Here is a 17,541-nt window from a genome sequence, read left to right on the forward strand (position 1 = left end):
CTCCGATCAGGCTTATGCTCTCGGGCGCTTGCATGGCGCCTCTTGATGGACATCCTATGCCATGGAATATGGTTATGCAACACGTCGTTCAATTAATGGCGTCGGTGTTTTCACTACCCGACAAGGCACAGACCGACGCGCATGCGCGAGCGCCCGCTGCACACACATGGACGTGTGTGCGAACGGGTCGGCAATCAATCGGGGAAAGGGAATGGCAGCGCCAAGCCGCGTTCTCGACGCAGCTTGGCGATTCGAAAATGACACGCAGACGAGTGATCAGGAGACCTGGAAGCCGCCGTCGACAGCGAGAAGCTGACCGGTGACGTAGTCCGATGCCGGCGACGCGAAAAACAACACTGCCCTGGCGATATCGGAGGCGACGCCGATGCGGCCCAGCGGCATGCGACCAGGTTGGGTGATCGGCCCGTGAGCCTGATGAACCTTCGTCGATGCGGCCGCGCCCTCGGTTGCCACGCCGCCGGGCAGCACTGCGTTCACGCGAATTCCGTCTGCTGCGAATTCGAGCGCTGCCACCTTGGTGAGGTTGTTCACGCCCGCCTTCGACGCGCCGTAGTCACCGTTGTCGAAAATCACCGGCTGCAGCGAAGCCACCGACGAAATATTGATAATGGAACCGCCGTTTTTGGCACCTTGCATTCGCTTGATCGCTTCGCGCATGCAGAGGAAGGTGCCGCGCAAGTTGATGCCGAGCACCTTGTCCCACTTTTCTACCGACGTCTCGACGAATTGCGTCTTCGGATAGATGCCCGCGTTGTTCACGAGAATGTCGAGGCGCCCAAGTTTGGCCTGCACCGTTTCGTACATCGCAAGAATCGACGATTCATCGCCGATGTCCACTTTGATCGCGATAGCCTTGCCAGACGCACTTTCGATTTGCCTGGCCGTCTGCTGCGCCGCTTCCTCATTCAGGTCCGCCGCGACCACCGCCGCGCCGGCCGACGCCAGCAGCAAAGCCGTCTCGCGGCCGATGCCTGAGCCTGCCCCTGTTACCACCGCCACTTTCTGATCGAGATTGAAAAGACTCGCCACATTCGTGCTCATTGCTCCTCCTTTGGCTCGCCGCGCGAGCGGGTTATTTTCTGAACGTCATTCGCAAAGATAAACACACCACTTTGGCGTGTCAAGATGAACGAGAAGCGGATGACGAAAGGAGCAGCATGGACGAAGCTGTCGAGCAGTGCGATTGCGCGTATCACCCCGCCGCCGGCGACGCGATATCGCGCATGATGTCGAGCATCGAACGGTGGTAGGGCTTGTGAGGTCTATCGGCCCACACCAGCGACACCTCAGTTTCGCCTGAAGCCGGAACATCCTCGATGTCGACGAAGGCGACACCCTCCACGGGCAGGTATCGCGCCGAGTCCAGCATCAGACCGATGCCCAGTTCATGAGACACGAGGTTGAGCATCGTGTATGGATGGCGCGCTTGCTGGGTCACCCGCGGCGACAGCCCCGCCTCGCGGCGCGCTGTCTCGAACGCAGCGAACAGCGGCTGCGACATCTGCTGAGGGAACATGATGAGCGGGTATCGCGCGAGATCCGCGATACGAATTGAAGGCTGCGCCGCCACGGGCCACTTCGCCGGAACCGCGGCCACCACACGCAGACGCTCGATGACCACGCTTTCCAAACCGGAGACGTCCGCCGAACTGGTGACTACCACGCCCAGGTCGATGCTGCCGTTTTTCACGCTGGCGACGGTCAAAGCACTGCCGCGCTCGATCAACCGGACGTCTACGCCCGGCCATTGCTTGCGAAGCCCCTGAATGGCTAGCGGCATGATTCGCAGCGCACACATCGGCACGAACGCTACGCTCAGACTCGCGAGTTCGTCGGCGGCTTGCCGCACGCGCCGCTCGGCCAGCTCCGCTTGCGCGATCAGTGGCTTCGCTTCCGCGAGCAACGCGGCTCCGGCGGCTGTGAGCGAAACGCCTCGCGGTGTACGTTCGAGCAGCTTGATACCGAGCTGCTCCTCCAGCCGCATGATCGACTGGCTGAGCGGCGGCTGCGCCATGCCCAGGCGCGCAGCCGCACGGCCAAAGTGCTGGGTCTCCGCAACCGCAACGAAGTGTCTGAGATGCCGCAATTCCATGACGTGATATGGCTTTGATATCGGGTGTCCCCAGCATATCGCCTTTGTCCCGTTGCGGTGCACTACGGACGAACCCTGGTCATATCGGGTGCGCACTATCTTGACGTCCAGCACCGTTCAACATACATTTTAGAATGTCGTTCTACAATGCGAACCATGACCAAGACGGCTCGGGTGAGTCGCATCCGCTATCAATAGCCGCGCCGCCGCGGTTAAACAGGAGACACAAGTGAAGAGCCTCGAAGAAAAACTTGCCTATGGTTTAAAGGTATTCGGCGAAATCATGGGTGAAGACAAAGCAGCCGGCTTACAGGCCGCAAGCGAGTCCACCGGCTTTGGATCCGACATTTCACGCCTTGCCATCAACTACGCGTTCGCGGATGTCTGGGGCGACGACAAACTCGAGCGCAAGCAGCGCAGCCTCGTCACGCTGGGCATTCTCATCGCGAGCCGGCAGACGCTCGAACTGAAGAACCACGTCCGCATTGCCGTGCGCAACGGTCTGAGCGCACGCGAACTCGAAGGGGTGCTGATTCAGGCGCTTCCGTATGCCGGGTTCCCAGCCGTCGCCTCCGCGACCACGGCCGTTCTGGAGACACTGCGGGAACTTGGCATCGACACCACGACCCGCACTTCGGAAGAACGCGGATTGCTGTGAGCCGACATCAGAGCGCCCCCGCGACCAAAGGAGACAATTTATGAGCACACCAGGCGTGGATATCGTGCCGACGATGCGCGAATTCAACGTTTCCAATGACCTGCTCGGCAATCACGCCGAGTTGCAAGAACGCTGGAACGAAGACGGCTACCTGTTCTTTCGCGACGTTCTCGACCACGAGCCGCTGAAGCGCATGCGCGGTCTGCTTGTTGATCACCTCGACAGCAACGGCTTCGTGGACCGCAACGACCGAGACGTGCGATGGACTGGCAAAGACCGCGAAAATTTCAGCTTTTTTCCCGTGAAGGCGATGAACGAGCAGCGTGCGGCACGCACCGTGATGGAAGACCCCGCGGTTCGTGCATTCTTTCAGCGGCTCTTCGGCGTACCGCTTTATTGGGTACCTTTCACCGAATACCGCACCTCGCCGCCCGCTATCGACAAAAGCCGCACACGGTTCGACTTCATTCATGAAGATGCTATCTACAGTGACCGCCTCGATTTCATCATCTGCTGGATTCCGCTCAGCGATATCGATGCGCAAGTCGGCGGACTGGCCGTCGCGGAAGGATTGCATAAGCTTGCGTGCCTGCACAGGAAGGACGGCGACAAGATCGTTCCTATCGATCTCGCGAGCGTGCCAGAAGACGCATGGCGCCGCACGAACTACCGCTTGGGCGACGTCCTGTTGATGAGCCGACGCACGCCGCACTCTGGTCTCAGCAATCATTCGGACCGTTTTCGTCTGTCACTCGACACGCGCATCCTGCCGCACGGCGGAAGTTTCCCGTTTGAGCCCCGGCTGCCCTATGTGGGCACGCTGACGTCGATCGCATCGGACCAGATCGTCGTGCGCGACGCGCATGGTGAACATGTGTTGCGACTCAACGACACGAGTTATCTGCGCGGCCTCCAGGGCAATCGCCTGCGCGGAGACGAAATTGCCGGGGTTTATCAGCCGGGATCCGAGGTGATCGTTGCACATGAAGCCGGCCTCGTTCAAACGCTGCGCCCGCAGCATTGATCGTCGTGTCAGGCGCAAAGACGAAGCTTCGTCTTTGCGCCTCGCGCCATTCGCCTTGCCCTTTGGCCTGGCAATTCTGAAGCATCGATCACGGGCAGCCTTTGCTCGCGGTTTTATGAACATCGTGCTAATATCGGAACGAATGCTTGTGAGCACCAGGCCGCGAGCCTGCAATGACTGTCACAGGGTTAGCGGCATCGCGCGCAAGCCGCCCAGGCGTGACACGCCTGGCCAACGTCTAACGTTCGACCTCGGGACAAGTCATGATCGATTCATCCGCCGCGGTACTCGTCATCGGCGCCACTGGCGTACAAGGAGGCGCCGCGGCTCGCCATCTTCTTGCGGCTGGACGCAAGGTACGCTTCCTGACACGAAATCCAGACTCGCCGGCTGCGCGGGCACTCGTCGAAATGAATGCGCAGGCGCTACGGGGAGATCTGGACGAGCGCGACTTGCTCGCAAAAGCGATGGAGGGCGTCGGTTCCGTCTTCTCCGTTCTCCTGCCTGATTTTGATCGCAGCGACAGGGAACGCCGCCAGGGTTTTGCGCTCGTCAACGCAGCGCGCAACGCGGAGGTCCCGCAGTTCGTTCACACCTCCGTGGCGCAGGCCGGCAATCATGAGACGTTTCCTGGCTGGAGCGAGAAACGTTGGAACCGAAAATACTGGACGGACAAATGGGACGTGGAAGAGGCCGTTCGCGCCGCGGGTTTCGAATCGTGGACGGTCTTGCAACCGGCATTCATGATGGACAATCTCGCTGAGCCGAAAGCGGGCGCGATGTTTCCGCACCTGCGCGAAGGCTTGCTGCTCAGCGCGTTGCTACCCGACGCACGACTCGACTGGATTGCCGCCGACGACGTGGGCGCGCTCGCGGCCAGCGCGCTAAACGATCCGCAACGCTGGCACGGTGAGACCGTGCCGCTGGCGTCGGAAAAGCTCACGATGTCTGAAGTTGCGAATCGCCTGAACAACGTTCTGGGCGCACAGATCAACGTTTCGCACGTGTCACCGGATGAAGCTCGAGCAAAGGGTCTCGCACCCGGATGGGTGAATGCACAGGAATGGATCAACGCGGTCGGGTACCGCGTCGATATCGATTCGCTTTCCAAACGTGGTGTCCAGCTCACCCCGATGGTGGACTGGATCGATGCGAATCGACAGCACATCGTACTCGCATAGCTGGTCGGTGGACCGCGTGTGCAAGCCTCAGGTAATGGAAAATCCGCAATGAATGATCGTGTCCCCTCATGGTTCGATCACGCCATGGCCCAGCCGCGTCGATCTCACTTCACCGAAGGCGGCGGGGTGACTGTCCATTATGTCTCCTGGAACGCCGCAGACACCGGTAAGCCGCCACTTGTCTTCGCACACGGTTTTCTCGGGCACACGCACTGGTGGGACTTCATTGCGCCCTTCTTCACCGATCGCTTTCGCGTCTTTGCTCTGGATTTCCGCGGCATGGGCGACAGCGCCTACAGGCAGGAATACAGCGCCGACGTTTTCGTGCGCGACCTCGTCGCTGTCGTGGATGCAATCGGCTCTGGACCGTGTGTCGCGGTGGGCCACAGTTTCGGCGGATCGCGTCTACTCCAGGCGTGCGCGACCTTTCCCGATCGTCTCTCGCATGCAGTCGTGCTCGATTCGTATTTCATGCTACGCGGCGAAACCTTGCCTGCAGTGGAACGACGCCCGCCGCCCCGTCCCTATCCGGACTGGCATACTGCACTCAGTCGCTTTCGACTCATCCCGGAACAAGATTGCGAGCCGTGGCTGCTCGAGCATCTCGCGCGGACATCACTTCGTCAAACCGCCGACGGCTGGGTATGGCGCTTCGACCCGAAGTTGCGGAATCTCCAGCCGGTCGAAGGCGAAGAAGACCTGCTGACCCGCATCGCGGTTCCCGTCAGCTACGTGCATGCCGAGTGCAGCAGCGTGGTCAGCGCCGATCGCGCGCGCCGCATCGTAGCTGCGATCCCCGGCGCGAAGGGTCCGATCACGATGCCACGCGCAGGCCATCACATGATGCTTGACCAGCCACTTGCGCTGGTGAGCCTCTTGCGAGCCTTGCTAGCATGAATTCCATTCTGCGCGAATCGAAAACTGCGCCGTGGTCGAGCGGTTTGCCTCTTGCGGGCCTGATTGCGCGCGCCGTCGAAAAGCACGGCGCGACGTCGCTCCATTTTCATACCCAAGCCGGTGCCTACACTTGCACCACCGAGTCGCTGCTGCACGACGCGAAAGAGATTGGCAAGTCCCTCACAGCCATCGGTCTGCGTCGAGGCGATGTGATCGCGATACAGCTTCCCACACAGCGCGAGACTGCGCTTCTGTATCTGGCTGCACTGGAGATCGGTGCGGTACTCGTGCCGATCGTACACATCTACGGTCCCGCCGAAGTCGGCTTCATCCTTCGACAATCCCGCGCCCGCGTTCTGTGCGTGCCCGATTTCTGGTCCCGAACCGACTACCTGGAGCGTGTCGCCGCGCTCGGCGACACGCCCGACCTCGAGCGCGTGATCGTCGTTGGCGATCGGGCGCCCTCGAACGGCATCACGTTTGGCGCGCTGCAACGACTCGCCGCGACAACGCATGAACAACGCCCTGCTGACCCGCCAACGTCGGAAGACATCTGCCTGCTGCTGTACACGTCAGGAACGACAGCTTCGCCCAAAGGCGTGCAGCACTCTCATCGCACAGTAGGCGCAGAGTGGCAGATTCCGTTCATCGACGGGCCTGGGCCGTATCTCACGCCCTTCCCTGCTGGCCATATTGCAGGCTTCAATTTCCTGTTGCGTCCATTCATTACAGGCACCGAGATGGTGTTCATGGACCGATGGGACGCCTCGCTTGCCGCGCGACTGGTCGATCAGTATCGCGTGCGCCTCTCGGGCGGCACACCGTTTCATCTCCAGGGGCTCCTCGAAGCCGCCCGCCGCGACGGGCGCAGCCTGGCGTCCCTCGCTTCTTACGGTCTCGGCGGCACGGGTGTCACGCCCGAGCACGTCGCCATGGCCGATCGGGCCGGCTTCGCGGGAACCCGCGCGTACGGGCTGACCGAGCATTCGACAGTGAGTGTCGGCTGGGCCGATTCGCCTTTTGATATCCGGGCCTGCACGGACGGTCGCATTCAACCCGGCTCGCAGGTGCGCGTTGTCGACGAGTTGGACAGCGACCTGCCTGCCGGACGCGACGGCGAGATTCTGATCAAGGGACCGGAGCTGTTTGTCGGCTACACCGACCCGGCGCTCAATGCGACCGCGTTCACTCACGACGGATGGTTCCGGACCGGCGATATCGGCCGTCTCGACGCAAACGGCTGCCTGACCATCACGGACCGAAAGAAGGACATCGTGATTCGCGGAGGAGAAAATATATCGTCGCTCGAAGTAGAGCGAGTACTTGCCACTCACCCGGCCGTGCGCGATGTCGCCGTCGTGGCGCAGCCAGACGCACGATATGGAGAAAGAGTCTGTGCGGTCGTCGTCTTGCACGAACGCACGTCGCTCGACCTGATCGCAGTCCAGACCCACTTTGCCGGCGCGGGCGTGGCGAAGCAAAAGACGCCCGAGCAACTTTGCATCGTTGCAGAGCTGCCGCGCACGCCTTCGGGAAAGGTGCGAAAAGGCGATCTGCGCAAGCAACTTTCCGCGTAGTAGCAAATCAGCTGGTGCTTATCGAGCGGAGCCGTCCCGGCGCGACTTGAAAAACCGATCTCGTTGCATTGACGCTTGATCGGACGAAACGAGCCGATCGTGGATCGCACGCGCTGCGGCCATGCCGGCATCGAAATCGGGCGACTCGGCTGCCGCGGCGATGGCATCCAGACACTGGCTTTCTACTGCATCGCTACAGCTGAGGCGTGAGCGCGCTTCAGCGACAATGGAAACCGGATCGCCATCAGGCAATGGCAACCGGCGAATCAATGGCAACGATGTACCGCCTATCTTCTCACGCGCAAGCTCGATCGCAAGGCGCGACATTTCATGCTCATCGCCATCGACGATCCGGTCAAATAACGCGGTGCCCCGGAAGGTTCCTGCGCGCACGATTTGAGCACCAAGAATGAATTCGATCGACTTCGCGAAGCCCAGCACACGCGGCAAGCGCTGCGTGCCGGACAAAGGGATCACGCCGAGCTTGCATTCGGGCAGACCGATCTGCGCATTGTCCGCGACCACACGGTAGTGGCACACCAACGCGGTTTCCAGACCACCGCCAATGGCAAACCCGTGGATAGCGGCTACAACCGGCTTGTCGCTCGCCTCGATCACCGCATGAACGTGCAGCGACAATGCTGGCCAAGCTGTGGCAGCGGAAGTGCCGAACTCGCGAATATCACCTCCCGCGGAAAAGCCGCGTCCACTGCCATTGAGTACGATCGCGCGAACCCGCGCGTCGCACCGGGCCGCTTCAAACGCGGCAACGAGTCCGCGACGGATTCCGAGACCTAATCCGTTGACTGGCGGATGGCTCATCGTGACGATAGCGATTTCGTCTTCTACACGATACTCGACGTCGGCGAAGCGATGCGGCTTGCAATGCGTCATCGGTTATCCGCTGTGGCGTTTGACGATGGCGGGCACTGTGCGCCTAACGGTTGTTAGCAAGCCAGCTCGGCATATCCGCCGGCCACGGAGCGGCATACAGCGCGTGCACACCCATCGCGCTCGTGTAGGCCAGATTCAGTATGTTGCAAAACGCGATGAAAGCCAGCACCCGAAGCGCCGTGCGCACCGCTGGATGGCAACCGACACGATCGACACCTCGCTCGATGGCCGTATATCCGTCTTCGTCGACGTTCAGCAGAAGGAAGGCCGACGCCACGAAAGCAGATGGAAACAGCGTAGGTGCGGATTTGTGCAAAAGCGAAAAGCGCACCGAGCCCTGCCCACGCATACACGCTGGGCCAGGTTGTGCTGCGTCGAGCGACCATTTCCGACATGCTTTGCCTCCTTTACTATTCCCCGCCATTCACATTTTTGAATATCGATCGTAAAAATGTACTCCCGCGGAAGTGGCGACGTCAAGTGCGTGTCGCTCAACGCCTGGTGGGTTATCGGCCCATGAGGTCATGAATCTCGTGATCGAGTGCCGCCATCGCGAACCGAGGCGCGACTGCACAATTGTTGACTTCGACCTGCCACTCCACCGGATTCACGAGCCAGAAGAACAGCCCATAGACGATGTGGCGCCGGTAGGCATCTAGCGCGCTTTCAAATGACGGCGGGTTGTTGACGCCGTGAAAGGCGAGCCGCTCAAGATAGTATTCGAGCAACGCGCGCTCCCATCTCGGCCGATCCGCGATATCCAGAGCCGATATCAGGAAGTACGTGACGTCATGAGCCCACGGTCCGCGTCGATATGACTGCCAGTCGAGAAAGCCGGGCGTTCCGTCGCGGTCGAAATACAGGTTTCCGAGGTGAACATCGCCATGGAGAAACGTCATCGGCCCGATGCGGTCGAAAGCGCGCAGATCGAGGAGCGCCCGCTCCATCCAGTCACGATCGTGAAACCGCTTTGGCACGGCGGCCCCGCGCGGCAACTGTGTATAGCTGGCGAACACCTCGGGTTTCAACTGACCCCAGTGATAGGTGCCGGACTCGCCATCGGGCAGCGGGTCTTGCGACGCGAGCCACGCCAGTTCGCCATCGCTTTCGAGCGCAGGCGATTGCCAGAACTGCGCGTGCCACCGCGCTTGCGCGTCCAGGTTTGCCGCCGCCTGCGCAAACGTCAGCGTCCGCTGCACGCGACAGAATTCCACTTCCCGTGAACGTAGATCCTCGAGGATCACGATCGACTGCCCGCTTCGACTGTCGGTCTCTGCATAGAAGCAGGCAGGCACATTTGCACGCAAGCAGGGATGGACTTCCTTGAAGAACTTCGCCTCGTATTCGTATATGTAGGCGTTCAGGTTCCGGTACTCGGGAACGAAACCGCCCTTGACGATCAGAGACTCCGGCAAGCGAAGCTCGCGCCCTGTTGCGTTGTAAGCAAGACGCACCCTGACTTTGGTAGCCGTGCCGTACATCACCTCGTCGATGGCCAGTGATTCGACGGCTACCCCTTCATGGCTGCGCGCGAGCGCCGACGTCAGCCACGAAGAGGTGATGTCCTCAACCTGCAAAGGAAGCGTGCCGGTATCTGGCTGCGGTCGGTGCGATTCCATCTGGGCGGGGCTTCTTTTCGCAACACTCATCTTGGCGCCTTCCTGTGAAGTTGTATGTGCGTTCGTGCCGACGTCATCATTGCCGGAGCGACGTTCTCTACGCGCATGTTGCGCGGCACGCCTGAAGACCCGCAACGAGGGAAATCCCGGCTGGTATTATCGTGGCGTTTTTAGAACGATGTGCGTATTTTCGCTCACCGTTTCGACGAGGCCCGCTAGCACCGCGCTGAGTCGCTTCATTCCTGCCGTTCGTTAGAGCGCGGGATTAGTGAAACCAGTTCACTCTAATTGTTCCCCACGGTAACCATTGCGCGTCGGACGTTGTCGCTAGAATTCGTAAAAAACGACACGCAGCCCCCTGGAGATAACTCGATGACCACATCCTTGCTTGAGCGGCCATTCGGCATCAGCGGAAAAATCGCTGTCGTGACTGACAAGGGATGCAATTCCAGCATCGATATCGCCCCTGTACTGGCCGAGGCTGGCGCACGGGTCGTAGTCGCCGATCACAGCGCAGCGCACATGCAATCGGTCGTCGACAAGATCGTTTCGGCGGGCGGCGAAGCAATCGCTATCGAGGCAGACGTGGAACGTGAAGCCTCCGTGATTGCGTTGTTCAATCAGGTCAGCGCAGCCAGACTGAAGCGAACCGAACAGCGCGACCTTCATCGACACTCAAAACGGAGCATTCCATGTTTAGTGAAACACAGATCGGCGCGCACCTCGCGCAGAGGTTCAATCTCACGGGCAAGACCGCCGTTGTTACCGGCTCTGCGCAAGGTCTCGGTCGCGAGACTGCGCGACTGCTCGCCGAGGCCGGCGCCAAGGTCGTGATTGCCGACTTGAACCCCGATGCCGCGTCTGCAACAGCGTCGGATATCAATGCGGACGGCGGCATTGCGATGCCATGCCAAGTCGACGTGGCCGACGAAGCATCCGTCAAGGCACTATTCGCAGCCGTCGATACGAAGTTTGGCGGTGTCGACATTCTGATCAACAACGCGGCGCACCGTTCGAAGGCCGAATTCTTTGAAATGTCCGTCGAACAATGGGACCAGATGCAAGACGTCACGCTGCGGGGGACGTTCCTGTGTTGCCGAGAGGCTATCACGCGCATGAAGGCGAACGGCGGCGGCTCGATCGTCAACATCTCCTCCGTTGGCGCGCTTCGACCCACGCTGTGGGGCGTCAACGCCCATTACGACGCCGCGAAGGCCGGCGTGGACAGCATCACGCGATCACTGGCCAGCGAGTTCGCGGCCGACGGAATCCGCGTCAATTCAATCCTTCCAGGCGGCATGGCCAGCGAGGGCGGCAAGAACATCAGCGCGACGTTCAAGATTCGAGGCCCGATCGTAGGCGCAGGACGGATTCCGATGGGACGAATGGCCGCCCCGATCGAGGTTGCACAGAGCGTATTCTTTCTCGCAAGCCCTGCCGCAAGCTATGTCACCGGGCAGATCATCGCAGCGGACGGCGGCTTCACGATCAGCTAGGCGGACTCCACGACCATGTTCGCTCGCGATGATCATCACCGATATCCTTGCGCGGACCGCGCCGATTCGCGCGCCACCCACGCCCCGGGGCGTGACATGAAGACAACTGTTCCTGAACGTGCGACCCGATGGCAACGCGGCCCACGAGCGCACGTTTGCGCCTGTCACCTTGCGCAGACTCACACACATCTGCTTCGTCTGCCCGATTGCGCGACTGCACCTAAAAGGTACCGGAACACCCGGGAAGCCATGACTGGCGGAAGGCAGCCGGAGTCGAACCGACCCGAGAGCGTCTGACGCCCTCAACTGGGTTTGAAGACCAAACACTACTGACTATAAATCAAGGGGTTAGATGATTTACAGTTCCGCAAACAGCTTAAAACGGGTGCCCCGAAAGCCAATCCCAGCAAGGACCCGTTCTGAATTGCGGAAATGGTTTAGGGTTCGGCGCGATTAAGGAAAAGGGCGGCAGCAAAGCCGCCCGAAGGCGGTTGCTCACTGCGCCGGCGCAACCGGAATCCGGGATATACTGTGTTTTTATACAGCATATTGGCGTGACTCAATTTCGATATCCCGACGCTGTGACCGACCGCCCCTGCCGTCTTTGCGAACATTGGGGCGGCGACGTTGCGGGCGGATCACATGCCCTATGCCTGTGGAACGAGCAGAAGCAGGTGCAAGCACAGCCAGAGCGCGGATGCGTGCATTGGGTGCGGGCCACCGGAGCGGATGACGGCGACGAAGAAAGAGAGCCGCACACCGCTAAACCGAAGAAGTTTTGACCTGAATGTGACCGGCGGTGTCAGAACGTCCGTCTCGGTTCGACCATTTTCTGCCCTTCGGCTGGGTGCTCAGCCAGACATACTAAGATCGATTCCGCCCCGCTATCAGCCGCTCGTGTCTGGAGCCTGATCAGAGTCTCTCGGCCGTCGTTCGTGAAAAGTACGGATCCCGAGTCGACGCAGAGACGCCGAAGGGCGGCGCTCCCCTATAGAATGACGGCGAAATGGGCCGTTTGCCGGGCTCTTCTGCCCTTGGCCCTCGCGAGAACAGGAACGACCGTCTTCGATCCGAAGAAGCGGATGTTCATCATAAAACTGGACAATCTATGTTTGAACACGTTGTCTTGCGCAGGGCTGAAGGCGGGTCGCCAGTGACCGCCGGCCAAGTCGCGGAAGCGCTGCTCTACTATCAAAAAGTGCAGCTTGTGATCGATCGTGGGACGTTGTTCCAACTGGTCAAGCAGGTCGGAATTAAGTGCCTTAGACAACTGTTGCAACGTCCGGAACTATCAAGCGTCTATTGTGAGGAGACCCTTGGTACACACAGCACGTCGGTGGGCGTAACGCAGTTTTACAACTACGTAGCGGTCTCGTTCACAGGTGACCAGAACAAGAGGCTTAATTCGCCCGAGGAACGCTTGGCGTTCGAACTCGAACGTCAAGGAATTCCCCGAAAGGCGGCTAGGGAGTTTTCTAAGTGGTCTTCTCTTCACATTCCAAATCGTACGTACTCGGGAAACCATTTTCTGAAGGGAGGGATTGTTACCGCCGCGAGGCGCGATCTTTCCGATGCCGAGTTTGTACGCGAAGCCATCCAGCAGGCTATCGCGGCGTTGACCCCGGGATATCGATCAAACGAGGATTTGCAGTTCGACCTCTTGGACACAGAACAAGGTTATTGTGCGTTTTCAAATATTGACTTTAGCGCCATCAACTCGCATCGTGCGAAGATGACACCGCCGATGGAGGCGATCACAGTCGCGCATCTTTTAACTAACATTTTGGAAGCGCGCGCAGACTTGGCAATGGCGTCGCACTATGCCGGCGATTTTGTAACATCCAGCGTCGCGTCGTCGATTATCCGCGTGCGGTACGCCGAGTTGCTGCGGCGTTCTCAGTTGAACTCAGAATCCCGTCAACAGTTTGTCGATGTTCTGCTTCCCAACGCCCCCAGCTTATGTGAAGCGATCGACTCGGGAGAGCGCTCGATCGAAGACTTTTTCCGCTTGTTGGACAAGGGCGATCGATTCAGGAACTGGCTCGGGGCGGCAAACCCCGATGAGAATTTGGTCCACGCCTACATCCGCGACATCGCAGCCGAACCCTGGACTCAGGGCATCGCCGTCAAAAGTATTCGATATGCGTTGACCACCGCGCTCGGGCTCGCAGGGCTGGGCATCGGGGTGGTGTCAGGAATCGCGGACACTTTTGTGATCGATAAACTCTTGTCCGGGTGGCGACCAAATCATTTCGTTGACAAAAATCTCTTGCCTTTCGTGCGTGGACACTGAAGTACGAACTTAGTGATGTCTGATCGGTCGCCGCAGAGCGGCCGCTGTTCTGACAAACAGGTCCACGCGTTCCCGATCGTTCGATCGCCGATGGTGGTGCAGTCTCTTTTCGAAGCTCCCGAGGTTCGCCCCCGCCGTTATCGCGAGCGTAAGCGCTGACATATACCCAATGCGGGCTGTGGTTGATGATTCTTGGATACGGAGCGTCGTTGACGTATTCCATCTGGTCGAACGCCTCCAAACCGCCGTCCATCGGACTCTCGATGACACTAACGAGATCCAAGATGCCCTGATCTTGTTCCGCGCACCACAGGATGGAGTAGACGCGGCCTCCCCGATTGTCCACCCGAAATTGGTATTCCTGGATGAGGCCGTCTGGCTCGAGCGTTCTTCTAACCGTCGCAAGCTTCGGCGTGTTCGACCTGTTCTCGAAATTGAACGTGGCCTTGTCAAACCACATGAATACGTCATCGACCGGTCCCTGCCTGCACCAACCGGGCGCGATCCCATCTATTGGCGGGCCTTCCTCGTTGTAGTTGCATTCCACGTTGCATTTTCGGGAAAGACCCATGTTCGTCTCCCAACTGTCGCTCCAGCATAGGGAGCAGAACTTTCTTTTCGCTAGTGGATCCCGCACACGCGCAGTGCTTCGCGCGCGTAGTCCTGCAACGCTGTCAGTTTCCGGATTGTCCTGTCGCCGTCCCCGGTGATGCCGAGAATAGCGTCAGCAGTCGATCCGTCAAGTTCGGCTGTTCCGGTTCCATCAGTTCCGCCGGCGGCGGCGCCAGCACCGGGCACGCCACTGCCACCGGCTGAAGCGGTGCAACTGGCAGTTGCGACGCGCAGCCGGACATCGCCAGCGCGCACATCGGCGCGTAGAGCATCGATCGTCTTTTGAGCATTCGTTTGTTCCGTTCGATAGATTAGTTCGACCGCGGCGACGGCCGATGCCGCACGCACGGTTTCTGCGAGCGCGGCGTCGGCCGCCGAGGCGGCCATATCGGAAATCGCTCTCAGTTCAGCCTCGTGTTGCTGCTGTGCGTTCGCAAGATCAGTCCCTGCGCTGGCAATCTGCCCGCCGAGCCGCCATTGCTGCGCGATGCCGGCAATACCGCAGCCGAGCACAAAACCCGCGATAAGTGCTTTCCAGTTCATCTGCTCCCCTCGTCGCGATCGCCGGGAAGCTTTCCGATGTACTTGTGCACAACGGCCTCAAGCACTACTTGCCCGCAAATGCCTAGCGCCGAAGCGATGCCGACCAGGCCCGTCGCCGGAAGATCCGGAAAAACAGTCAGCGCGGCCCCGGCGCTCATGGACAGGCCCGCACCGATAATGATCCGCCCGGCCACAACCCGCACCTCGAAGCGTTCGCCGCTCAACAGCCACTTGGCGAAACCGATCACAGCCCCCACACCGAACAGCGTCAAGAGCTCCTTTTCGTGCTCGTTCAGTTGCATCACGTCTCCCCTGCATTCCGATCGGGACCGACGGCGCCGACCGCCTGCCGATGGAACTCCGGCCATGACTCCGGTCGGGGCTTGCCTGGCCGCCACGTCCGTAGATAGACCGCCCACGCGCCAGCCGCATCATCGGCCGCCGGCAGCTTCGGCGGGTCCGTGAAGAGGAGCAGCCGCGCGACACCAGCGGCAAGCACATCGTCGTGCTCGAGCGCCCCGTAGATCGCGGCCGGATCGAACGCGACATGACGTGCCTCGCACAGCACGTTCAGCCAGTAGCGGCTCGCATCGTGCAGGTAGACGCCCCACACGCCGCCGCGCGACTTCGCCGTGCCCTGCTCGAACTGCCAGAAGCCACGGGCTGGACCACCGTTCATCTGTCGGCGAGCCTCGAAGTGACTCTCCTGCAGCCCGATTGCCATCAGCATGACGCGAGCGGGCCGCGAGTCCATCGCAGATGGCAGGATGGCGAGCGCGGGTGCAATGGCATCCCTGATAACTTCGTCTATCGACACTGCTACCTGTACGCGGATCGTTCCGTCTGCGTTGAAGCCAGCGACCGAAACGTGATCACGCAGGTCGTCAGGAATTTCGATGTCAGCCCAGATGTAGCCGCGGCCCAATTCGCCCCTCAGATGCGACTCGCGAACCGGGCCGTACAACCGCGTGACCGTGAACCATCCACCGTGAAACATCGATGCCCGGTTCCCGCGCACGCTGCGAGTCGACTTCAGCGCCAGATTCACAAACACCTGCGGTCGATCGTCAGCGTCTTGCCACGCTGCCGTTCCAGTTCGATCAACAACTCGGTGAACTCGAGTTCGGGGTTCGGCTTTTCGTTTTTCGAATCAGCAGCAGCGGCAGCAGAGTTGTCCACAGCATCGCTCGCGCGCGTTGCTGTTGCTGTAGTCTCTGCTGTAGTCACCCATTCGTTAACGGAATGGACTTTTCCCTCTCCCCGGACAGGGGTTTGGCCGGTTGGCGGAGGCGGGTTTTCCCAGTTCGGGGGATGGACTTTCCCCGTTCCGCGAACTGGACTTTCCCCATTTCCCGGAATGGACTTTTCCTGTTCCCCGGAATGGACTTTTCCCATTTCGGGGACTGGGCTTTCACCAGTTGGGGAAACGGGCTTTTTCGACTTCGGCGAACTCGCCTTACGCGCCTTCTTCGCCACCGGCCCCGCCTCAAGCAGACGTTCAAGCGCGTCCTCATCGATGCGGAAGTAGATCTTGTGTTCGATGCGCTTCTCGGTCTCGACCAGCACGCCTGTCGCACGCAAAGAAGCGCGCGCCGAGCGCTGTTCCTCGTAGGAGAGGCCTGTCTCGTCCTCCAACTCGGCAGAGGATTTGTGCACGCCGAATTCGCTCATTGCCTTGTCCTGCCAGTAGAAGATCTGGCAGAAAAGCACCGCAGCGTTCACCCCGCCAAAATAGCGGGAGAGGAACGGGTAATAGGCGATCGGCCGCCCCAGTTCGCGCAGTACGTCAGAAACCCTCATCTTCGCGCCGCCTGTTGTGAACTGTGGTTGACATAACGTGAACCATGGATTACACTCTCTCCATGCTGAATATTCGAACAACCGAAGTTTTCGACGCTTGGTTTGATGGTCTGAAAGACCGGATTGCAAAGCGCCGCATTCAGGCCCGCATTGACCGGCTGGCGATGGGCAACCCTGGCGACACGAATTCGGCGGGCGCACCGGTCACAGAAATGCGCATCGATCACGGGCCTGGATACCGGGTCTATTACGTGCAGCGCGGTGCGGTGTTGGTGATCCTGCTGTGTGGTGGCGACAAATCGACCCAGTCCGCAGATATCAAAGCCGCGCACAGGATGCTGCCGAACCTTGATACGGAGTGAATGATGGAAAAGATCAAAACCCGGCCGTGGGATTCGGCCGAACACCTGAGGACCGAAGACGACATGGCCGAATATTTCGAGGCCTGTTTGCTCGAAGGCGGTGATGACCCGACATTTATCGCGCATGCACTGGGCGTTATTGCCCGCGCACGAGGTATGGCGCAAGTCGCGCGCGACACGGGCCTGACGCGCGAGGGACTGTACAAGGCGCTGTCGAGCGACGGCAATCCGAGCTTCGGGACAATCCTGAAAGTCATCAAGGCGCTGGGGCTGCAACTGCACGGCTCGAGATCTCATGTTTAAGGGACGCCTGCGCCGTGTGTTGATGCTGAGGCGGCGCACTACACTGGACAGCCGGCGGCTGGATCGAGCAGCCGTGGAACAACGCGGGCCCATCGCCCCTGTTGCGCAATCTGCTGGTCGCAAAACACCGCCAGAGTCGAGCCGCCGATAGTCCGTGCAGGGTCCGTTC

Annotated in this window: 18 protein-coding genes and 1 pseudogene; 10 read left to right on the forward strand and 9 right to left on the reverse strand. The window is 60.1% G+C overall.

The annotated features are described in order from the left end of the window. Nucleotides 1-276 precede the first annotated feature (276 nt). Both OKW26_RS02250 and OKW26_RS02255 read right to left on the reverse strand, forming a co-directional pair. Nucleotides 277-1,062, reverse strand: a complete 786-nt coding sequence (locus OKW26_RS02250) for an SDR family NAD(P)-dependent oxidoreductase (protein WP_018425546.1) — start codon at nt 1,060-1,062, stop codon at nt 277-279. A 151-nt stretch (nt 1,063-1,213) separates the two neighbouring features. Continuing rightward, on the reverse strand, nt 1,214-2,227 hold the full coding sequence (locus OKW26_RS02255) for a LysR family transcriptional regulator (protein WP_429352547.1): 1,014 nt from the start codon (nt 2,225-2,227) through the stop codon (nt 1,214-1,216). 115 nt (nt 2,228-2,342) lie between these two features. On the opposite strand from OKW26_RS02255, the gene OKW26_RS02260 reads away from it, so the two are divergent. The 5 genes from OKW26_RS02260 (at nt 2,343) to OKW26_RS02280 (ending at nt 7,450) form a co-directional block, all read left to right on the forward strand. Continuing rightward, nucleotides 2,343-2,771 (forward strand): carboxymuconolactone decarboxylase family protein, encoded by a 429-nt coding sequence (locus OKW26_RS02260; RefSeq protein ID WP_429352548.1) that lies wholly within the window; start codon nt 2,343-2,345, stop codon nt 2,769-2,771. Next, a complete protein-coding gene (locus OKW26_RS02265; protein WP_429352549.1) occupies nt 2,722-3,795 on the forward strand; it encodes a phytanoyl-CoA dioxygenase family protein in 1,074 nt (357 codons plus the stop codon). The genes OKW26_RS02260 and OKW26_RS02265 overlap by 50 nt, the downstream gene beginning before the upstream one ends. A gap of 263 nt (nt 3,796-4,058) precedes the next feature. Next, the gene (locus OKW26_RS02270) at nt 4,059-4,976 is read left to right on the forward strand and encodes an NmrA/HSCARG family protein (protein WP_429352550.1); all 918 of its coding nucleotides are present in this window, start codon (nt 4,059-4,061) and stop codon (nt 4,974-4,976) included. A gap of 48 nt (nt 4,977-5,024) precedes the next feature. After that, entirely contained in the window at nt 5,025-5,873 is an 849-nt protein-coding gene (locus OKW26_RS02275) for an alpha/beta fold hydrolase (RefSeq protein WP_184032183.1), read from the forward strand. Continuing rightward, on the forward strand, nt 5,870-7,450 hold the full coding sequence (locus OKW26_RS02280) for an AMP-binding protein (RefSeq protein ID WP_429352551.1): 1,581 nt from the start codon (nt 5,870-5,872) through the stop codon (nt 7,448-7,450). The genes OKW26_RS02275 and OKW26_RS02280 overlap by 4 nt, the downstream gene beginning before the upstream one ends. Nucleotides 7,451-7,468: 18 nt before the next feature. Here OKW26_RS02280 and OKW26_RS02285 read toward each other — a convergent pair whose 3' ends face one another. The 3 genes from OKW26_RS02285 to OKW26_RS02295 all read right to left on the reverse strand — a co-directional run bounded on the left by OKW26_RS02285 (nt 7,469) and on the right by OKW26_RS02295 (nt 10,098). Next, on the reverse strand, nt 7,469-8,344 hold the full coding sequence (locus OKW26_RS02285) for an enoyl-CoA hydratase-related protein (protein WP_429352552.1): 876 nt from the start codon (nt 8,342-8,344) through the stop codon (nt 7,469-7,471). 43 nt (nt 8,345-8,387) lie between these two features. Next, nucleotides 8,388-8,621 carry a hypothetical protein gene (locus tag OKW26_RS02290; RefSeq protein ID WP_260321270.1) on the reverse strand — a complete coding sequence of 78 codons (234 nt, stop codon included), beginning with the start codon at nt 8,619-8,621 and terminating at the stop codon, nt 8,388-8,390. A 229-nt stretch (nt 8,622-8,850) separates the two neighbouring features. Then, nucleotides 8,851-10,098 (reverse strand): phosphotransferase, encoded by a 1,248-nt coding sequence (locus OKW26_RS02295; protein ID WP_429352553.1) that lies wholly within the window; start codon nt 10,096-10,098, stop codon nt 8,851-8,853. A gap of 237 nt (nt 10,099-10,335) precedes the next feature. Between OKW26_RS02295 and OKW26_RS02300 the strand changes: the two are divergent. From OKW26_RS02300 to OKW26_RS02310, 3 genes and pseudogenes are all read left to right on the forward strand, one after another. Next, nucleotides 10,336-10,536: pseudogene (locus OKW26_RS02300) on the forward strand (SDR family NAD(P)-dependent oxidoreductase); the annotation flags it as partial. A gap of 119 nt (nt 10,537-10,655) precedes the next feature. After that, nucleotides 10,656-11,459 carry an SDR family NAD(P)-dependent oxidoreductase gene (locus tag OKW26_RS02305; RefSeq protein ID WP_429352554.1) on the forward strand — a complete coding sequence of 268 codons (804 nt, stop codon included), beginning with the start codon at nt 10,656-10,658 and terminating at the stop codon, nt 11,457-11,459. A 1,108-nt stretch (nt 11,460-12,567) separates the two neighbouring features. Then, nucleotides 12,568-13,752: a hypothetical protein gene (locus OKW26_RS02310; RefSeq protein ID WP_429352555.1), complete on the forward strand. Its 1,185-nt coding sequence runs from the start codon at nt 12,568-12,570 to the stop codon at nt 13,750-13,752. A gap of 621 nt (nt 13,753-14,373) precedes the next feature. Here the strand turns inward: OKW26_RS02310 and OKW26_RS02315 are convergent. Genes OKW26_RS02315 through OKW26_RS02330 form a run of 4 tightly spaced genes read right to left on the reverse strand, consistent with a single transcriptional unit; the run spans nt 14,374 to nt 16,707 of the window. Beyond that, entirely contained in the window at nt 14,374-14,907 is a 534-nt protein-coding gene (locus OKW26_RS02315) for a lysis system i-spanin subunit Rz (RefSeq protein WP_429352556.1), read from the reverse strand. Beyond that, nucleotides 14,904-15,209 (reverse strand): holin, encoded by a 306-nt coding sequence (locus OKW26_RS02320; protein ID WP_429352557.1) that lies wholly within the window; start codon nt 15,207-15,209, stop codon nt 14,904-14,906. Before OKW26_RS02320 ends, OKW26_RS02315 begins: the two co-directional genes overlap by 4 nt. Beyond that, nucleotides 15,209-15,961, reverse strand: a complete 753-nt coding sequence (locus OKW26_RS02325; RefSeq protein WP_429352558.1) for a hypothetical protein — start codon at nt 15,959-15,961, stop codon at nt 15,209-15,211. Before OKW26_RS02325 ends, OKW26_RS02320 begins: the two co-directional genes overlap by 1 nt. Continuing rightward, nucleotides 15,952-16,707 (reverse strand): hypothetical protein, encoded by a 756-nt coding sequence (locus tag OKW26_RS02330; protein WP_429352559.1) that lies wholly within the window; start codon nt 16,705-16,707, stop codon nt 15,952-15,954. Before OKW26_RS02330 ends, OKW26_RS02325 begins: the two co-directional genes overlap by 10 nt. A 44-nt stretch (nt 16,708-16,751) precedes the next feature. On the opposite strand from OKW26_RS02330, the gene OKW26_RS02335 reads away from it, so the two are divergent. Next, nucleotides 16,752-17,069, forward strand: coding sequence for a type II toxin-antitoxin system RelE/ParE family toxin (locus OKW26_RS02335; RefSeq protein WP_429352560.1), 318 nt, complete (start codon nt 16,752-16,754; stop codon nt 17,067-17,069). Between the two features lie 3 nt (nt 17,070-17,072). After that, nucleotides 17,073-17,372 carry an addiction module antidote protein gene (locus OKW26_RS02340; RefSeq protein WP_429352561.1) on the forward strand — a complete coding sequence of 100 codons (300 nt, stop codon included), beginning with the start codon at nt 17,073-17,075 and terminating at the stop codon, nt 17,370-17,372. Nucleotides 17,373-17,541 lie beyond the last annotated feature (169 nt).

Source organism: Paraburkholderia sp. 32, assembly GCF_050435345.1.
Lineage (GTDB): Bacteria > Pseudomonadota > Gammaproteobacteria > Burkholderiales > Burkholderiaceae > Paraburkholderia > Paraburkholderia tuberum.

What these genes read in the sequence shown, in the direction of transcription:
- OKW26_RS02270 (WP_429352550.1), top strand. Translation starts at nt 4,059, where the DNA reads ATGATCGATTCATCCGCCGCGGTACTCGTCATCGGCGCCACTGGCGTA.
- OKW26_RS02275 (WP_184032183.1), top strand. Translation starts at nt 5,025, where the DNA reads ATGAATGATCGTGTCCCCTCATGGTTCGATCACGCCATGGCCCAGCCG.
- OKW26_RS02340 (WP_429352561.1), top strand. Translation starts at nt 17,073, where the DNA reads ATGGAAAAGATCAAAACCCGGCCGTGGGATTCGGCCGAACACCTGAGG.
- OKW26_RS02250 (WP_018425546.1), bottom strand. Translation starts at nt 1,062, where the DNA reads ATGAGCACGAATGTGGCGAGTCTTTTCAATCTCGATCAGAAAGTGGCG.
- OKW26_RS02335 (WP_429352560.1), top strand. Translation starts at nt 16,752, where the DNA reads ATGGATTACACTCTCTCCATGCTGAATATTCGAACAACCGAAGTTTTC.
- OKW26_RS02305 (WP_429352554.1), top strand. Translation starts at nt 10,656, where the DNA reads ATGTTTAGTGAAACACAGATCGGCGCGCACCTCGCGCAGAGGTTCAAT.
- OKW26_RS02330 (WP_429352559.1), bottom strand. Translation starts at nt 16,707, where the DNA reads ATGAGGGTTTCTGACGTACTGCGCGAACTGGGGCGGCCGATCGCCTAT.
- OKW26_RS02310 (WP_429352555.1), top strand. Translation starts at nt 12,568, where the DNA reads ATGTTTGAACACGTTGTCTTGCGCAGGGCTGAAGGCGGGTCGCCAGTG.
- OKW26_RS02280 (WP_429352551.1), top strand. Translation starts at nt 5,870, where the DNA reads ATGAATTCCATTCTGCGCGAATCGAAAACTGCGCCGTGGTCGAGCGGT.
- OKW26_RS02285 (WP_429352552.1), bottom strand. Translation starts at nt 8,344, where the DNA reads ATGACGCATTGCAAGCCGCATCGCTTCGCCGACGTCGAGTATCGTGTA.
- OKW26_RS02315 (WP_429352556.1), bottom strand. Translation starts at nt 14,907, where the DNA reads ATGAACTGGAAAGCACTTATCGCGGGTTTTGTGCTCGGCTGCGGTATT.
- OKW26_RS02320 (WP_429352557.1), bottom strand. Translation starts at nt 15,209, where the DNA reads ATGCAACTGAACGAGCACGAAAAGGAGCTCTTGACGCTGTTCGGTGTG.